Raw genomic sequence first — 16,783 nt, 5'->3', positions numbered from 1 at the left:
CGTTTTTTTTTGGGGCTGCTGCGCAGCCCAACGCGGGGCAAGCCCGCTCGCCACAACAAGCTCGTTCGCCACAACGAGGCCGCTCACTGCACCAAGCCGGCTCACGACTAAACTTGCGACCTGCCAGGCCGACAAACTGGCACTATCACGCTAAATGACTCGCAGAGATAACGGACATGTCCCTACGCACCCTGCTCACCGCCCTCCTCCTGACTGTCAGCGCCTCGGCAATCGCCGACACCGCGGTCGTCAACCTGAGCAACCGCACCAGCGCCGACCTGCTGCCCGTGGCGCAGAACTTCATCGGCAAGGACGGCAGCGTCAGCGCCTACGGCAACCAGCTGATTGTGAAAGCCGACCCGGGCAAGATTGAGGACCTGCGCGCGCTGCTCGCGCAGTTGGACACACCCGCCAAGCGCCTGCTGATTACCGTCGACACCAACGAAAACAACCAGCAGAACAGCGGCGACAACCAGACGCGCATCATCAGCTACGGTACCGCCAGCCGCGACGGCGGCATCCAGCAGATCCAGGCCAGCGAAGGCGTGCCCGCGGTGATCCAGGTTGGCCAGAGCGTACCGCTGACCACTACTCAGCCCGACGCCTACGGCCGCCCGCAAAACCAGACCCAGTATCGCAACGTCACCCAGGGCTTTTACGTCACCGCCAGCGTCACCGGCGAGACCGTGCACCTGGCCATCAGCACCAACCGTGACCGCATGAGCCAGGAACGTCCCGATGTAGTGAACGTTCAGAGTACCGACACAACTGTCAGCGGCAGGCTGGGCGAGTGGATCCCCCTGGCTGGCGTCAACCGTGAGACCCAGGCCGACAAATCCTCTACAACCCGCAATTACTCTACTCAAGGCCGTGATGACCTGACTTTGCGGGTCAAGGTCGACACCTTGAACTGAAGCACCAAAAACTGACTGATGAGTCGTCTTAGACTAAAGATGTAGTGCTTTAAAAAAAGCACTACAAAACATTTGACGATCCAAAAAAGCCTGTGCATGATGGCCTCGCTCCCGCTAATCAGGGGCCCTGGCAAGGGCCTTCGGATCGCCGCTCTAAGCTACCCACCTGAGCCGATTCGTGTCTGTACCGCCCACAAGGTGTGTTTGACGAGGTTGCGACTGGAACGAAGTTGTCCCGAGGGACGGAAGCTAACCAGGTAACCCGGCTACACACTGATGGATCGTACAAAGGCCCACGATGCCCGAAGACCGTTCGCAGTTCGCCCTTACCTGCTCAACTCCCCCTTGAGCCTGTCGTTCATCCCGTCGCCCTCCCCGCCAAACCCGGCTTGACCGCCAAGCTTCTGGTCAGCGAGCAGCCATCACCACGCACTGAGTACGTGGCTGGCAAATGGAATTTTCCACCTAGACCTATGCGACGAGGTTTTTCCCATGGCACTGACACGCGAACAGCAAATTGCAGCCCTTGAAAAAGATTGGGCTGAAAACCCACGCTGGAAAGGCGTAACCCGCGCTTATTCCGCTGCTGACGTCGTCCGCCTGCGTGGCTCGGTTCAACCTGAGCACACCTTTGCAAAACTCGGCGCCGAGAAGCTGTGGAAGCTGGTCACCCAGGGTGCCAAGCCGTCCTTCCGTCCCGAAAAAGATTTCGTCAACTGCATGGGCGCCCTCACTGGTGGCCAGGCAGTCCAGCAGGTAAAAGCCGGTATCCAGGCGATCTACCTGTCCGGCTGGCAAGTGGCAGCGGACAACAACTCCGCTGAATCCATGTACCCCGACCAATCGCTGTACCCGGTGGACTCCGTGCCAACCGTGGTCAAGCGCATCAACAACTCGTTCCGCCGCGCCGACCAGATCCAGTGGAAAGCCGGTAAAGGCCCGGGCGACGAAGGCTACATCGACTATTTCGCACCAATCGTGGCGGACGCTGAAGCCGGTTTCGGCGGCGTACTCAACGCCTACGAGCTGATGAAGAGCATGATCGAGGCTGGCGCTGCCGGCGTGCACTTCGAAGACCAACTGGCGTCGGTGAAGAAATGCGGCCACATGGGCGGCAAGGTACTGGTGCCGACTCAGGAAGCCGTACAAAAGCTGACTGCTGCTCGTCTGGCTGCTGACGTTGCAGGCACCCCGACCATCATCCTGGCCCGTACCGATGCCAACGCCGCTGACTTGCTGACGTCGGACTGCGACCCGTACGACCAGCCATTCGTAACCGGCGAACGTACCCAGGAAGGCTTCTATAAAGTGCGCGCCGGCCTCGACCAGGCCATCGCTCGCGGCTTGGCCTACGCGCCGTACGCCGACCTGATCTGGTGCGAAACCGCCAAGCCGGACCTGGACGAAGCGCGTCGCTTTGCTGAAGCGATCAAGAAGGAATACCCGGACCAGTTGCTGTCCTACAACTGCTCGCCTTCTTTCAACTGGAAGAAGAACCTGGACGACGCGACCATCGCCAAGTTCCAGCGCGAACTGTCCGCCATGGGTTACAAGCACCAGTTCATCACCCTGGCCGGCATTCACAACATGTGGCACAGCATGTTCAACCTGGCGCACGACTACGCCCGCAACGACATGACCGCCTACGTGAAGCTGCAGGAGCAGGAATTCGCTGACGCCGCCAAGGGTTACACCTTTGTGGCGCACCAGCAGGAAGTGGGCACCGGCTACTTCGACGACATGACCACCGTGATCCAGGGCGGCACCTCGTCTGTGACCGCGTTGACCGGTTCGACCGAAGAAGAGCAGTTCCACTAAGTAGCGAGTACACGGCCATTGCGGCCCCATGGAAGACCTAACCGCATTGCCGCACAACAATCACGCCCCGACTGGTTCGGGGCGTTTTTTTGCCAGGAAAAAACGCCCTGAGACACAGGAGATTAAAAATGTGGGGATGCATGCAACCTGAAGGTTTTGCGCAAAACATTGATCCAGAGCGGTGTTTGCCCGAATCAAATCAGTTAAAAGATCCCCACCAGCAACTAAGCACCAATCAAGCAAGTAACGGCAACTTCCCCCGCCACACGAGAAACATTCGCTTAAACCCTGCGCAAACAATATTCATTATCATTTAGCGCATGAAAACTTCGTTACCCGTTAAACAAAACAGAATTGATTAAATGCCCGCTAATCCCCGCCCCACAAGGGCTACAGCCCCAAGAAGGTGCACTATGTGCTTATTCCATCGAATAATTTCGCTATCGGAATTTTACTTGCCCGGTGTTTAGCCATAAAATCACCGCGATTGATTGCAGTGCGACATATCGTCACTGCATCGTTACTTTTTCGAGCTCAGAGACCTTTGCTCTCTGTTAAGGATTTCCAGCATGACCGAAGCGACAGGACTCATGGCCCACAACTGGGGCTTTGCCATTTTCCTCCTCGGTGTTGTCGGCCTTTGCGCCTTCATGCTTGGTGTCTCCAGCCTCCTCGGGTCAAAAGCCTGGGGCCGCAGCAAAAATGAACCGTTCGAGTCCGGCATGCTGCCTACAGGTGGCGCCCGCTTGCGGCTCTCAGCCAAATTCTATCTGGTCGCGATGCTGTTCGTGATCTTCGATATCGAAGCCCTCTTTCTCTTTGCCTGGTCTGTGTCCGTCCGCGAAAGCGGCTGGACCGGATTCGTCGAAGCCCTCGTTTTCATAGCAATTCTGTTGGCAGGCCTTGTCTACCTATTTCGAGTGGGCGCCCTTGACTGGGCTCCGGAAGCTCGTCGCAAGCGGCAAGCGAAGCTGAAACAATGAGGCTTTGGCGATGCAATACAATCTCACCAGGATCGACCCGGATGCTCCTAACGAGCAGTACCCAATCGGCGAACGCGAAACCGTTTCCGACCCGTTAGAAGACCAAGTCCACAAAAACATCTACATGGGCAAGCTCGAAGACGTGCTGAGTGGCGCGGTCAACTGGGGGCGTAAGAACTCCCTGTGGCCGTACAACTTCGGTCTTTCGTGCTGCTACGTGGAAATGACCACCGCCTTCACGGCGCCCCACGACATCGCGCGCTTTGGCGCCGAAGTTATTCGGGCATCACCGCGCCAGGCGGATTTCATGGTTATCGCCGGCACCTGCTTTATCAAGATGGCGCCGATCATTCAGCGTCTCTACGAGCAAATGCTCGAGCCAAAGTGGGTTATCTCCATGGGTTCGTGCGCCAACTCCGGTGGCATGTACGACATCTACTCCGTCGTTCAAGGGGTGGACAAGTTCCTGCCCGTGGACGTCTACGTGCCTGGCTGCCCGCCCCGCCCCGAAGCATTTCTGCAAGGCTTGATGCTGTTGCAGGAATCGATTGGCAAGGAGCGTCGCCCACTTTCCTGGGTTGTCGGCGATCAAGGCGTGTATCGCGCCGAGATGCCGTCACAAAAGGAACAGCGCCGCGAACAGCGAATCGCAGTCACCAACCTGCGCAGCCCCGACGAAGTCTGATCCAGCACCGCTTCTTTTATAGAACGAAAACCTGGCTTCATTCTTTACGTTGACCGAAAGCGATAAAAAACCATGACTACAGGCAGTGCTCGACGCATCCCGCCTTATAAGGCAGACGACCAGGATGTGGTTGTCGAACTCAATAACCGTTTTGGCCCTGACGCCTTCACCGCCCAGGCCACACGCACCGGTATGCCGGTGCTGTGGGTGGCGCGTGCCAAGCTCGTCGAAGTCCTGACTTTCCTGCGCAACCTGCCCAAGCCGTACGTCATGCTCTATGACCTGCATGGCGTGGACGAGCGTCTGCGCACCAAGCGCCAGGGGCTGCCGAGCGGCGCCGATTTCACCGTGTTCTATCACTTGATGTCGCTGGAGCGTAACAGCGACGTGATGATCAAGGTTGCCCTGTCCGAAAGCGACCTGAGCATTCCGACCATCACCGGCATCTGGCCGAACGCCAGCTGGTATGAGCGCGAAGTCTGGGACATGTTCGGCATCGACTTCCCGGGCCACCCGCACCTGACGCGCATCATGATGCCGCCCACCTGGGAAGGTCACCCGCTGCGCAAGGACTACCCTGCGCGCGCTACCGAATTCGATCCGTTCAGCCTGACGCTCGCCAAGCAGCAGCTGGAAGAAGAGGCTGCACGCTTCCGTCCGGAAGACTGGGGCATGAAACGCTCCGGCACCAACGAGGACTACATGTTCCTCAACCTGGGCCCGAACCACCCTTCGGCCCACGGTGCCTTCCGGATCATCCTGCAACTGGACGGCGAAGAAATCGTCGACTGCGTGCCGGACATCGGCTACCACCACCGTGGTGCCGAGAAGATGGCCGAACGTCAGTCCTGGCACAGCTTCATTCCGTACACCGACCGTATCGACTACCTCGGCGGCGTGATGAACAACCTGCCGTACGTGCTCTCGGTCGAGAAGCTGGCCGGCATCAAGGTGCCGGACCGCGTCGACACCATCCGCATCATGATGGCCGAGTTCTTCCGGATCACCAGCCACCTACTGTTCCTGGGTACCTATATCCAGGACGTTGGCGCCATGACCCCGGTGTTCTTCACCTTCACCGACCGTCAGCGCGCCTACAAGGTTATCGAAGCCATCACCGGTTTCCGTCTGCACCCGGCCTGGTACCGCATCGGCGGCGTGGCGCACGACCTGCCAAACGGCTGGGAGCGCCTGGTCAAGGAATTCATCGACTGGATGCCCAAGCGTCTGGACGAGTACCAAAAGGCCGCGCTGGACAACAGCATCCTCAAGGGTCGTACCATCGGCGTCGCGCAGTACAACACCAAAGAGGCCCTGGAATGGGGCGTCACCGGTGCCGGCCTGCGCTCCACCGGCTGCGATTTCGACCTGCGTAAAGCACGCCCGTACTCCGGCTACGAGAACTTCGAATTCGAAGTACCGCTGGCGGCCAACGGCGATGCCTACGACCGTTGCATCGTGCGCGTCGAAGAAATGCGCCAGAGCCTGAAGATCATCGAGCAGTGCATGCGCAACATGCCGGCAGGTCCGTACAAGGCGGATCACCCGCTGACCACGCCGCCGCCGAAAGAACGCACGCTGCAGCACATCGAAACCCTGATCACGCACTTCCTGCAAGTTTCGTGGGGCCCGGTCATGCCGGCCAACGAATCCTTCCAGATGATTGAAGCGACCAAGGGTATCAACAGTTATTACCTGACGAGCGATGGCGGCACCATGAGCTACCGCACCCGGATTCGTACCCCAAGCTTCGCGCACTTGCAGCAGATCCCTTCGGTGATCAAAGGCGAGATGGTCGCGGACTTGATTGCGTACCTGGGTAGTATCGATTTCGTTATGGCCGACGTGGACCGCTAAGCATGAACAGCACGCTTATCCAAACAGATCGTTTCACCCTGAGTGAAACCGAGCGCTCGGCCATCGAGCACGAGCTGCATCACTACGAAGACCCGCGCGCGGCGTCGATCGAAGCCTTGAAGATCGTCCAGAAGGAACGTGGCTGGGTGCCGGACGGCGCCCTCTACGCCATCGGCGAGATCCTCGGCATCCCGGCCAGCGACGTTGAAGGCGTGGCCACGTTCTACAGCCAGATCTTCCGTCAGCCGGTGGGCCGCCACATCATTCGCGTGTGCGACAGCATGGTCTGCTACATCGGTGGCCACGAGTCAGTGGTCAGCGAGATCCAGAACAAACTGGGCATCGGCCTGGGCCAGACCACCGCGGACGGGCGCTTCACGCTGCTGCCGGTGTGCTGCCTGGGCAACTGCGACAAGGCGCCGGCGTTGATGATCGACGACGACACATTCGGTGACGTGCAGCCTGCTGGCGTGACCCAATTGCTCGAGGGCTACCCATGACCCTTACATCTTTCGGCCCGGCCAACCTGATCAAGCGTTCGGCCGAGACTCACCCGCTGACCTGGCGCCTGCGTGACGACGGCGAGCCTGTATGGCTCGATGAGTACCAGGCCAAGAACGGTTACGCCGCCGCGCGCAAAGCCTTCGCCGACATGGCTCAGGACGACATTGTCCAGACCGTGAAAGACGCCGGCCTCAAAGGCCGCGGCGGTGCAGGCTTCCCCACGGGCGTGAAGTGGGGCCTGATGCCCAAAGACGAATCCATCAACATCCGCTACCTGCTGTGCAACGCGGATGAAATGGAGCCCAACACCTGGAAAGACCGCATGCTGATGGAGCAACTGCCCCATCTGCTGATCGAAGGCATGCTGATCAGCGCCCGTGCGCTGAAAACCTACCGGGGCTACATCTTCCTGCGTGGCGAATACACCACCGCCGCCAAGCACCTCACCCGTGCCGTGGAAGAAGCCAAGGCTGCAGGCCTGTTGGGCAAGAACATCCTGGGTTCCGGTTTTGACTTCGAACTGTTCGTGCACACCGGCGCCGGGCGTTACATCTGCGGTGAAGAAACCGCACTGATCAACTCCCTCGAAGGCCGCCGCGCCAACCCGCGCTCCAAGCCGCCCTTCCCTGCCGCCGTGGGCGTGTGGGGCAAGCCGACCTGCGTAAACAACGTGGAAACCCTGTGCAACGTGCCGGCGATCATCGCCGACGGCGTGGACTGGTACAAATCGTTGGCCCGCGAAGGCAGTGAAGACATGGGCACCAAGCTCATGGGCTTCTCCGGCAAGGTCAAGAACCCTGGCCTGTGGGAACTGCCATTCGGCGTGACCGCACGCGAGCTGTTCGAGGACTACGCCGGCGGCATGCGCGACGGCTACACCTTGAAAGCCTGGCAGCCAGGCGGCGCCGGCACCGGTTTCCTGCTGCCTGAGCATCTGGACGCACAAATGTATGCCGGCGGCATCGGCAAGGTCGGCACCCGGATGGGTACGGGCCTGGCGATGGCGGTGGACAACACCGTGAACATGGTCTCGCTGCTGCGCAACATGGAGCAGTTCTTCTCCCGTGAGTCCTGCGGTTTCTGCACCCCATGCCGTGACGGTTTGCCCTGGAGCGTGAAGCTCTTGATGGCGATCGAGAAAGGCGAAGGCCAGCCAGGCGACATCGAGACCCTGCTGGGTCTGGTCGGTTTCCTCGGCCCAGGCAAGACCTTCTGTGCTCACGCACCTGGCGCCGTGGAACCACTGGGCAGCGCAATCAAATACTTCCGCTCTGAATTCGAGGCTGGCATCGCACCTGCGCGCGCCGGCGATCTGAATCAGGTGGTCACACCGACCATGGTCGGTGCGTAACGTTTAAAAAAGGCGAAGGGCCCGTGCGCTTCGCCTTCTCATGTGCTGACGCCTTTATGGCTGTGTAGATGCACATGAATAACAAGATTCCATTAGCCACGCCCGCTGACAACGGGCCAACGAAGAACTTTGAACCATGGCCACTATCCACGTAGACGGCAAAGCGCTCGAAGTCGATGGGGCAGACAACCTGTTACAGGCATGTCTCTCACTAGGCCTCGACATTCCTTATTTCTGCTGGCACCCAGCCCTTGGTAGCGTTGGTGCCTGTCGCCAGTGTGCGGTCAAGCAGTACACCGACGAGAACGACACCCGTGGTCGTATCGTCATGTCCTGCATGACGCCAGCCACCGACAACACCTGGATCTCCATCGAAGATGAAGAATCCAAGGCGTTCCGCGCCAGCGTTGTCGAATGGCTGATGACCAACCACCCCCACGACTGCCCGGTCTGTGAGGAAGGCGGTCACTGCCACCTGCAAGACATGACGGTGATGACCGGCCACAACGAGCGCCGTTATCGCTTCACCAAGCGTACCCACCAGAACCAGGACCTCGGCCCGTTCATTTCCCACGAAATGAACCGCTGTATCGCCTGCTACCGGTGCGTACGCTTCTATAAAGACTACGCCGGCGGCACCGACCTGGGCGTATTCGGCGCTCACGACAACGTGTACTTCGGTCGCGTTGAAGACGGCGTGCTCGAAAGCGAGTTCTCCGGCAACCTCACCGAGGTCTGCCCGACCGGTGTGTTCACCGACAAGACTCACTCCGAGCGCTACAACCGTAAGTGGGACATGCAGTTCTCGCCGAGCATCTGCCATGGCTGCTCCAGCGGTTGCAACATTTCCCCGGGCGAGCGTTACGGCGAACTGCGTCGCATCGAAAACCGCTTCAACGGTTCGGTCAACCAGTACTTCCTGTGCGACCGTGGCCGTTTCGGCTATGGCTACGTCAACCGCGAAGACCGCCCACGCCAGCCACTGCTGGCCGATGGCGCCAAGCTGAGCCTGGACGACGCGCTGGATAAAGCCGCCGAGCTGCTGCGCGGGCGCAACATCGTCGGTATCGGTTCGCCACGCGCCAGCCTCGAAAGCAACTACGCGTTGCGCGAGCTGGTGGGTGCCGAGCACTTCTACTGCGGTATCGAAGCCGCTGAGCTGGAGCGCATTCGCCTGGTCCTGCAAGTGCTGAACGACAGCCCGCTGCCGGTGCCGAACATGCGCGACATCGAAGACCACGACGCCATTTTCGTACTCGGTGAAGACCTGACCCAGACCGCCGCGCGTATCGCGCTGTCGCTGCGTCAGTCGGTCAAAGGCAAAGCCGAAGACATGGCCGACGCCATGCGCGTTCAGCCTTGGCTCGACGCTGCGGTAAAAAACATCGGCCAGCACGCGCTGAACCCGCTGTTTATCGCAAGCCTGGCTGAAACCAAGCTCGACGACATCGCCGAAGAATGCGTCCACGCCGCACCGGATGACCTGGCCCGCATCGGTTTCGCCGTGGCTCACGCCCTGGACGCCAGCGCGCCTGCCGTCGAAGGCCTAGACACCGAAGCCGGTGAACTGGCCCAGCGCATCGCCGACGCCCTGCTGGCCGCCAAGCGTCCATTGATCATTGCCGGCACCTCGCTGGGTTCCAAAGCACTGATCGAAGCCGCTGCCAACATCGCCAAAGCCTTGAAGCTGCGCGACAAGAACGGTTCCATCAGCCTGGTCGTGCCGGAAGCCAACAGCCTCGGCCTGGCCATGCTCGGCGGCGAATCCCTGGACGCCGCGCTGCAAGCCGTGACTGACGGTCAAGCCGACGCCATCGTGGTACTGGAAAACGACCTGTACACCCGCACGGATTCGGCCAAGGTCGACGCCGCGCTGGATGCGGCCAAAGTGCTGATCGTTGCCGACCACCAGAAGACCGCCACCAGCGAACGTGCCGACCTGGTACTGCCCGCCGCCACCTTCGCCGAAGGCGACGGTACGCTGGTCAGCCAGGAAGGCCGCGCTCAGCGCTTCTTCCAGGTATTCGATCCGAAATACATGGACGCCAGCATCCTGGTTCACGAAGGCTGGCGCTGGCTGCATGCCCTGCGCGCTACCCTGCTGAACCAGCCGATCGACTGGACCCAGCTTGACCACGTCACCGCAGCGGCCGCCGCAAGCGCCCCGCAGCTGGCACGTATCGTTGATGCTGCACCGTCTGCCTCGTTCCGCATCAAGGGCTTGAAACTGGCCCGTGAACCGCTGCGTTACTCCGGTCGTACCGCCATGCGCGCCGACATCAGCGTGCACGAACCGCGTACACCGCAAGACCCTGACACCGCGTTCGCCTTCTCCATGGAAGGTTACTCGGGTTCGGTCGAGCCACGTCAGCAGGTGCCGTTTGCCTGGTCGCCGGGCTGGAACTCGCCACAGGCCTGGAACAAGTTCCAGGACGAAGTGGGTGGTCACATCCGTGCTGGCGACCCGGGCACGCGCCTGATCGAAAGCACCGGTGACTCGCTGAACTGGTTCACTGCCGTACCGCGTCCGTTCAACCCGGCCCAGGGCACCTGGCAGGTTGTGCCGTTCTTCCACTTGTTCGGCAGCGAAGAGACCTCTTCCAAAGCCGCGCCGGTTCAAGAGCGCATCCCGGCCGCTTACGTGTCCGTGGCCAAGTCCGAAGCCGACCGCCTGGGCGTCAACGACGGTGCCCTGCTCAGCCTGAACGTCGGTGGCAAGACTCTGCGTCTGCCGCTGCGCATCAATGACGAGTTGGGCGCGGGCCTGGTTGCACTGCCTAAAGGCCTTGCCGGCATTCCGCCTGCGATCTTTGGCCAAACCGTTGACGGTCTGCAGGAGGCAGCGCAATGACCTGGTTCACCCCTGAAGTGATCGACGTGATCATCTCGGTCGTCAAGGCCATCGTGATCCTGTTGGCCGTGGTCGTTGCGGGCGCCCTGCTCAGCTTCGTCGAACGTCGCCTGCTGGGCTGGTGGCAGGACCGTTACGGTCCTAACCGCGTTGGCCCATTCGGCATGTTCCAGATCGCTGCCGACATGCTCAAAATGTTCTTCAAGGAAGACTGGACCCCGCCGTTTGCCGACAAGGTGATCTTCACCCTGGCACCGGTCGTGGCCATGAGCGCCTTGCTGATTGCCTTCGCCGTTATCCCGATCACCCCGACCTGGGGCGTCGCGGACCTGAACATCGGCTTGCTGTTCTTCTTCGCCATGGCCGGTCTGTCGGTCTACGCGGTGCTGTTCGCCGGTTGGTCGAGTAACAACAAGTTCGCCCTGCTGGGCAGCTTGCGGGCTTCGGCCCAGACCGTGTCTTACGAAGTGTTCATGGGCCTGGCGCTGATGGGCATCGTGGTGCAGGTCGGCTCGTTCAACATGCGCGACATCGTCGAGTACCAGGCGCAGAACCTGTGGTTCATCATTCCGCAGTTCTTTGGCTTCTGTACCTTCTTCATCGCTGGCGTCGCCGTGACTCACCGTCACCCGTTCGACCAGCCGGAAGCGGAACAGGAACTGGCCGACGGTTACCACATTGAATACGCCGGCATGAAATGGGGCATGTTCTTCGTCGGTGAATACATCGGCATCATCTTGATCTCGGCATTGCTGGTCACGCTGTTCTTCGGCGGCTGGCACGGCCCGTTCAACATCCTGCCGCAACTGGCGTTCTTCTGGTTCTTCTTGAAGACGGCGTTCTTCATCATGCTGTTCATCCTGCTGCGCGCTTCTATTCCGCGCCCACGCTATGACCAGGTGATGGATTTCAGCTGGAGATTCTGCCTGCCGCTGACCCTGATCAATTTGCTGGTGACGGCTGCTGTTGTGTTGTTGAACACGCCAGCCGGCGCGGTTCAGTGAGGATTTGACCCATGTTCAAATATATTGGCGACATCGTTAAGGGTACCGGTACCCAGTTGCGAAGCCTGGTGATGGTTTTCGGCCATGGCTTTCGCAAACGCGACACCCTGCAATACCCGGAAGAAGCGGTGTACCTGCCGCCGCGCTATCGCGGCCGTATCGTGCTGACCCGCGACCCCGATGGCGAAGAGCGTTGCGTAGCCTGCAACCTGTGCGCCGTGGCGTGCCCGGTGGGTTGCATCTCCCTGCAGAAAGCTGAAACCGAAGACGGTCGCTGGTACCCGGACTTCTTCCGCATCAACTTCTCGCGCTGCATTTTCTGCGGCCTCTGCGAGGAAGCTTGCCCGACCACCGCGATCCAGCTGACACCGGATTTCGAGATGGCCGAGTTCAAACGTCAGGACCTGGTGTACGAGAAAGAAGATCTGCTGATCTCTGGTCCCGGTAAAAACCCTGATTACAACTTCTATCGTGTTGCAGGTATGGCCGTTGCCGGTAAGCCGAAGGGCGCCGCACAAAACGAAGCCGAGCCGATCAACGTGAAGAGCTTGCTGCCTTAAGGAAGAAAGATGGAATTCGCTTTCTATTTCGCGTCGGGTATTGCAGTGGTGTCCACGCTTCGCGTGATCACCAACACCAACCCTGTGCACGCCCTGCTCTACCTGATCATTTCGCTGATCGCCGTGGCCATGACCTTCTTCAGCCTCGGCGCACCGTTCGCCGGTGTCCTGGAAGTGATCGCCTACGCCGGCGCCATCATGGTGCTGTTCGTGTTTGTGGTGATGATGCTCAACCTGGGGCCGGCTTCAGTCGCCCAGGAACGCGTCTGGCTCAAGCCCGGCATCTGGCTTGGCCCGGTCATCCTCGCAGCGCTGCTGCTGGGTGAACTGCTGTATGTCTTGTTCGCTCACCAGAGCGGCCAGGCCATCGGCCACACCACCGTAGACGCCAAAGCCGTGGGCGTCAGCCTGTTCGGCCCGTACCTGCTGGTGGTCGAACTGGCTTCGATGCTGCTGCTCGCTGCAGCCATCACCGCCTTCCACTTGGGCCGCAACGAAGCCAAGGAGCAATGACGATGCCTGCTATCCCTTTGGAGCATGGTCTGGCGGTCGCCGGCATCCTGTTCTGCCTTGGCCTGGTCGGCCTGATGGTTCGCCGTAACATTTTGTTCGTGTTGATGAGCCTGGAAATCATGATGAACGCTGCGGCACTGGCCTTCATCGTGGCGGGTAGCCGTTGGGGCCAGCCGGATGGACAAGTCATGTTCATTCTGGTGATCAGCCTGGCAGCCGCCGAGGCCAGTATTGGCCTGGCGATCCTGCTGCAACTGTATCGTCGCTTCCACACGCTTGATATCGACGCTGCCAGTGAGATGCGCGGATGAACATGATCTTTCTGACTTTCGTATTTCCCCTGATCGGTTTCCTGCTGCTGTCGTTCTCCCGTGGACGCTGGTCGGAAAACCTGTCTGCCCTGATCGGTGTGGGTTCCATTGGCCTGTCGGCAATTGTCGCCGCCTACGTCATCTGGCAATTCAACGTGGCACCGCCCGAAGGCGGCCACTACACCCTGGTACTGTGGCAGTGGATGTCGGTTGAGGGCTTCAAGCCCAACTTCGCGATCTACATCGACGGCCTGTCGATCACCATGCTCGGCGTGGTGGTGGGTGTGGGCTTCCTGATCCACCTGTTCGCGTCCTGGTACATGCGCGGCGAAGCGGGCTACTCGCGCTTCTTCTCGTACACCAACCTGTTTATCGCCAGCATGCTGTTCCTGGTGCTGGGCGATAACCTGTTGTTCCTGTACTTCGGTTGGGAAGGCGTGGGCCTGTGCTCGTACCTGTTGATCGGTTTCTACTACAGCAACCGCAACAACGGTAACGCGGCACTCAAGGCGTTCATCGTTACCCGCATCGGCGACGTGTTCATGGCCATCGGCCTGTTCATCCTGTTCCAACAAGTGGGCACGCTGAACATCCAGGAACTGCTGGTGCTGGCGCCGCAGAAATTCCAGGTCGGTGATTTCTGGATCACCCTGGCGACCCTGATGCTGCTGGGCGGCGCGGTCGGTAAATCTGCGCAGCTGCCACTGCAAACCTGGCTGGCGGATGCGATGGCCGGTCCGACTCCGGTGTCTGCACTGATCCACGCGGCAACCATGGTAACCGCCGGCGTCTACCTGATCGCGCGTACCCACGGCCTGTTCACCCTGGCGCCGGAAATCCTGCACCTGGTGGGCCTGGTGGGCGGCGTGACGCTGGTACTGGCCGGCTTCGCCGCGCTGGTGCAGACCGACATCAAGCGTATCCTCGCCTACTCGACCATGAGCCAGATCGGCTACATGTTCCTGGCCCTGGGCGTTGGTGCCTGGGACGCGGCGATCTTCCACCTGATGACCCACGCCTTCTTCAAGGCGCTGCTGTTCCTTGCCTCCGGTGCGGTGATCGTTGCCTGCCACCACGAGCAGAACATCTTCAAGATGGGCGGCCTGTGGAAGAAACTGCCGTTGGCCTACGCCAGCTTCATCGTCGGCGGTGCCGCTCTGGCTGCCCTGCCGTTGGTGACCGCAGGTTTCTACTCCAAAGACGAAATCCTCTGGGAAGCTTTTGCCAGCGGTAACCAGAACCTGCTGTACGCAGGCCTGGTCGGTGCCTTCATGACCTCGCTGTACACCTTCCGCCTGATCTTCATCACCTTCCACGGTGAAGCCAAGACCGAAGCACACGCAGGCCACGGCATCTCCCACTGGTTGCCACTGTCGGTGCTGATCATCCTGTCGACCTTCATCGGCGCCATGATCACCCCGCCACTGGCCGGCGTACTGCCGCAAAGCGCTGGCCATGCCGGCGGCGCAGCCAAGCACAGCCTGGAAATCGCCTCGGGCGCCATCGCCATCGCCGGTATCCTGCTGGCGGCGCTGCTGTTCCTGGGCAAGCGTCGTTTCGTGACAGCGGTTGCCAACAGCGGCATTGGCCGTTTTCTGTCGGCCTGGTGGTTCGCCGCCTGGGGCTTCGATTGGATCTACGACAAGCTGTTCGTCAAGCCATACCTTGCTATCAGCCACATTCTGCGCAAAGACCCGCTCGACCAGACCATCGGTTTGATCCCGCGTGCCGCCAAGGCCGGTCACACCGCCCTGAGCCGCAGCGAGACTGGCCAACTGCGTTGGTATGCAGCTTCCATGGCCGTCGGTGCCGTGCTGGTGATCGGCGCCATCGTTGTGGTAGCGGTCTGACTATGAACATTGCGTACTTTGCGAACTTGCGAAAGGAAACGAGCCCGTCATGATTCTGCCCTGGCTAATCCTGATCCCCTTTATCGGCGGCCTGCTCTGCTGGATGGGTGAACGCTTCGGCGCCACCCTCCCCCGCTGGATTGCGTTGCTGACCATGTCCCTGGAACTCGCACTCGGCCTCTGGCTGTGGGCGCATGGCGACTATTCATTTGCTCCGGCACCGGGTGTCGATCCCACCTTCGCGCTTGAATTCAAGCACGTGTGGATCCAGCGCTTCGGCATCAACGTGCACCTGGCCCTCGACGGCCTGTCGCTGTTGATGATCCTGCTGACCGGCCTGCTGGGTATCCTCTCGGTACTCTGCTCCTGGAAAGAGATTCAGCGTCACGTGGGCTTCTTCCACTTGAATCTGATGTGGATTCTGGGCGGCGTTGTCGGCGTGTTCCTGGCGCTGGACCTGTTCATGTTCTTCTTCTTCTGGGAAATGATGCTGGTGCCGATGTACTTCCTCATCGCGCTCTGGGGTCACAGTTCTTCGGACGGCAAGAAAACCCGGATCTACGCGGCGACCAAGTTCTTCATCTTCACTCAGGCTTCCGGCCTGATCATGTTGGTGGCGATCCTGGGTCTGGTACTGGTCAACTTCAACAACACCGGCGTGATTACCTTCAACTACGCCGACCTGTTGAAAACCAAGATGTCGCTGACCACCGAGTACATCCTGATGCTGGGCTTCTTCATCGCGTTCGCGGTGAAGCTGCCGGTGGTGCCGTTCCACTCCTGGCTGCCTGACGCGCACGCCCAGGCGCCGACCGCAGGTTCTGTGGACCTGGCCGGTATCCTGCTGAAAACCGCTGCGTACGGCCTGCTGCGTTTCGCCCTGCCGCTGTTCCCGAATGCCTCGGCCGAGTTTGCGCCGATCGCCATGACCCTGGGTCTGATCGGGATCTTCTACGGCGCGTTCCTGGCCTTCGCACAAACCGACATCAAGCGTCTGATTGCCTTCTCGTCCGTTTCCCACATGGGTTTCGTACTGATCGGCATCTACTCCGGCAGCCAATTGGCGCTGCAAGGCGCAGTGATCCAGATGTTGGCCCACGGTGTTTCGGCCGCTGCCCTCTTTATCCTGAGTGGTCAGCTGTACGAGCGCCTGCACACCCGTGACATGCGTGAAATGGGTGGCGTGTGGTCGCGCATCGCGTACCTGCCGGCGATCAGTCTGTTCTTTGCCGCCGCGTCCCTGGGCCTGCCGGGCACCGGTAACTTCATCGGCGAGTTCCTGATCCTGATGGGTTCGTTCGTGCACACGCCGTGGATCAGCGCCATCGCTACCTCCGGCCTGGTATTTGGTTCGGTCTACTCGCTGATCATGATCCACCGTGCGTACTTCGGTCCGGCCAAGTCCGACACCGTCCTGCACGGCATGGATGCTCGCGAACTGATCATGGTGCTCGGCCTTGCGGTGCTGCTGATCTACATCGGCGTGTACCCGCAACCGTTCCTGGACACTTCTGCCGCGACGATGCATGGCGTGCAGCAGTGGTTCGGCACCGCCTTCACTCAACTCGCTTCGGCACGGTAA

At 60.2% G+C, this 16,783-nt stretch carries 14 protein-coding genes; all 14 read left to right on the top strand.

Features of this window, described 5'->3' with window-relative positions; all coding sequences use genetic code 11:
• Positions 1–176 precede the first annotated feature (176 nt).
• The 14 genes from ACM530_RS22230 to nuoM all read left to right on the top strand — a co-directional run bounded on the left by ACM530_RS22230 (position 177) and on the right by nuoM (position 16,783).
• Complete coding sequence (locus ACM530_RS22230; RefSeq protein ID WP_416363171.1) at positions 177–914, top strand: secretin N-terminal domain-containing protein; 738 nt, start codon at positions 177–179, stop codon at positions 912–914.
• 492 nt (positions 915–1,406) lie between these two features.
• Positions 1,407–2,732: an isocitrate lyase gene (gene aceA, locus ACM530_RS22225; RefSeq protein ID WP_003219577.1), complete on the top strand. Its 1,326-nt coding sequence runs from the start codon at positions 1,407–1,409 to the stop codon at positions 2,730–2,732.
• 569 nt (positions 2,733–3,301) lie between these two features.
• The gene (locus ACM530_RS22220) at positions 3,302–3,715 is read left to right on the top strand and encodes an NADH-quinone oxidoreductase subunit A (protein WP_003219575.1); all 414 of its coding nucleotides are present in this window, start codon (positions 3,302–3,304) and stop codon (positions 3,713–3,715) included.
• 10 nt (positions 3,716–3,725) lie between these two features.
• Positions 3,726–4,400: a NuoB/complex I 20 kDa subunit family protein gene (locus tag ACM530_RS22215; RefSeq protein WP_003174719.1), complete on the top strand. Its 675-nt coding sequence runs from the start codon at positions 3,726–3,728 to the stop codon at positions 4,398–4,400.
• Positions 4,401–4,472: 72 nt separating this feature from the next.
• Positions 4,473–6,257, top strand: coding sequence for an NADH-quinone oxidoreductase subunit C/D (gene nuoC / locus ACM530_RS22210; protein WP_106579871.1), 1,785 nt, complete (start codon positions 4,473–4,475; stop codon positions 6,255–6,257).
• 2 nt (positions 6,258–6,259) lie between these two features.
• Positions 6,260–6,757: an NADH-quinone oxidoreductase subunit NuoE gene (gene nuoE / locus ACM530_RS22205; RefSeq protein WP_056861694.1), complete on the top strand. Its 498-nt coding sequence runs from the start codon at positions 6,260–6,262 to the stop codon at positions 6,755–6,757.
• Positions 6,754–8,112, top strand: a complete 1,359-nt coding sequence (nuoF, locus tag ACM530_RS22200) for an NADH-quinone oxidoreductase subunit NuoF (RefSeq protein ID WP_106579872.1) — start codon at positions 6,754–6,756, stop codon at positions 8,110–8,112. The genes nuoE and nuoF overlap by 4 nt, the downstream gene beginning before the upstream one ends.
• Before the next feature lie 136 nt (positions 8,113–8,248).
• Complete coding sequence (nuoG, locus tag ACM530_RS22195) at positions 8,249–10,963, top strand: NADH-quinone oxidoreductase subunit NuoG (protein WP_242199461.1); 2,715 nt, start codon at positions 8,249–8,251, stop codon at positions 10,961–10,963.
• Positions 10,960–11,967 carry an NADH-quinone oxidoreductase subunit NuoH gene (nuoH, locus tag ACM530_RS22190; protein WP_053256843.1) on the top strand — a complete coding sequence of 336 codons (1,008 nt, stop codon included), beginning with the start codon at positions 10,960–10,962 and terminating at the stop codon, positions 11,965–11,967. Before nuoG ends, nuoH begins: the two co-directional genes overlap by 4 nt.
• An 11-nt stretch (positions 11,968–11,978) precedes the next feature.
• Positions 11,979–12,527, top strand: a complete 549-nt coding sequence (gene nuoI / locus ACM530_RS22185) for an NADH-quinone oxidoreductase subunit NuoI (RefSeq protein WP_003174725.1) — start codon at positions 11,979–11,981, stop codon at positions 12,525–12,527.
• 9 nt (positions 12,528–12,536) lie between these two features.
• Positions 12,537–13,040: an NADH-quinone oxidoreductase subunit J gene (nuoJ, locus tag ACM530_RS22180; protein ID WP_017137519.1), complete on the top strand. Its 504-nt coding sequence runs from the start codon at positions 12,537–12,539 to the stop codon at positions 13,038–13,040.
• 2 nt (positions 13,041–13,042) lie between these two features.
• Complete coding sequence (gene nuoK, locus ACM530_RS22175) at positions 13,043–13,351, top strand: NADH-quinone oxidoreductase subunit NuoK (RefSeq protein WP_003219560.1); 309 nt, start codon at positions 13,043–13,045, stop codon at positions 13,349–13,351.
• The gene (gene nuoL, locus ACM530_RS22170) at positions 13,348–15,201 is read left to right on the top strand and encodes an NADH-quinone oxidoreductase subunit L (RefSeq protein ID WP_145164680.1); all 1,854 of its coding nucleotides are present in this window, start codon (positions 13,348–13,350) and stop codon (positions 15,199–15,201) included. Before nuoK ends, nuoL begins: the two co-directional genes overlap by 4 nt.
• A gap of 49 nt (positions 15,202–15,250) precedes the next feature.
• Positions 15,251–16,783: an NADH-quinone oxidoreductase subunit M gene (nuoM, locus tag ACM530_RS22165; protein WP_106579875.1), complete on the top strand. Its 1,533-nt coding sequence runs from the start codon at positions 15,251–15,253 to the stop codon at positions 16,781–16,783.

The organism is Pseudomonas sp. NFX183, from assembly GCF_047943075.1.
Lineage (GTDB): Bacteria > Pseudomonadota > Gammaproteobacteria > Pseudomonadales > Pseudomonadaceae > Aquipseudomonas.
Note: the sequence above shows the minus strand (reverse complement) of the source record. Positions and strands in the feature narration are given on the sequence as shown.

Bases quoted from the DNA above. Each gene is read 5' to 3' on its own strand.
- nuoF (WP_106579872.1), top strand. From the start codon at position 6,754: ATGACCCTTACATCTTTCGGCCCGGCCAACCTGATCAAGCGTTCGGCC.
- nuoC (WP_106579871.1), top strand. From the start codon at position 4,473: ATGACTACAGGCAGTGCTCGACGCATCCCGCCTTATAAGGCAGACGAC.
- nuoE (WP_056861694.1), top strand. From the start codon at position 6,260: ATGAACAGCACGCTTATCCAAACAGATCGTTTCACCCTGAGTGAAACC.
- aceA (WP_003219577.1), top strand. From the start codon at position 1,407: ATGGCACTGACACGCGAACAGCAAATTGCAGCCCTTGAAAAAGATTGG.
- nuoG (WP_242199461.1), top strand. From the start codon at position 8,249: ATGGCCACTATCCACGTAGACGGCAAAGCGCTCGAAGTCGATGGGGCA.
- nuoM (WP_106579875.1), top strand. From the start codon at position 15,251: ATGATTCTGCCCTGGCTAATCCTGATCCCCTTTATCGGCGGCCTGCTC.
- nuoJ (WP_017137519.1), top strand. From the start codon at position 12,537: ATGGAATTCGCTTTCTATTTCGCGTCGGGTATTGCAGTGGTGTCCACG.
- nuoK (WP_003219560.1), top strand. From the start codon at position 13,043: ATGCCTGCTATCCCTTTGGAGCATGGTCTGGCGGTCGCCGGCATCCTG.
- nuoL (WP_145164680.1), top strand. From the start codon at position 13,348: ATGAACATGATCTTTCTGACTTTCGTATTTCCCCTGATCGGTTTCCTG.
- nuoI (WP_003174725.1), top strand. From the start codon at position 11,979: ATGTTCAAATATATTGGCGACATCGTTAAGGGTACCGGTACCCAGTTG.
- nuoH (WP_053256843.1), top strand. From the start codon at position 10,960: ATGACCTGGTTCACCCCTGAAGTGATCGACGTGATCATCTCGGTCGTC.
- ACM530_RS22230 (WP_416363171.1), top strand. From the start codon at position 177: ATGTCCCTACGCACCCTGCTCACCGCCCTCCTCCTGACTGTCAGCGCC.
- ACM530_RS22215 (WP_003174719.1), top strand. From the start codon at position 3,726: ATGCAATACAATCTCACCAGGATCGACCCGGATGCTCCTAACGAGCAG.
- ACM530_RS22220 (WP_003219575.1), top strand. From the start codon at position 3,302: ATGACCGAAGCGACAGGACTCATGGCCCACAACTGGGGCTTTGCCATT.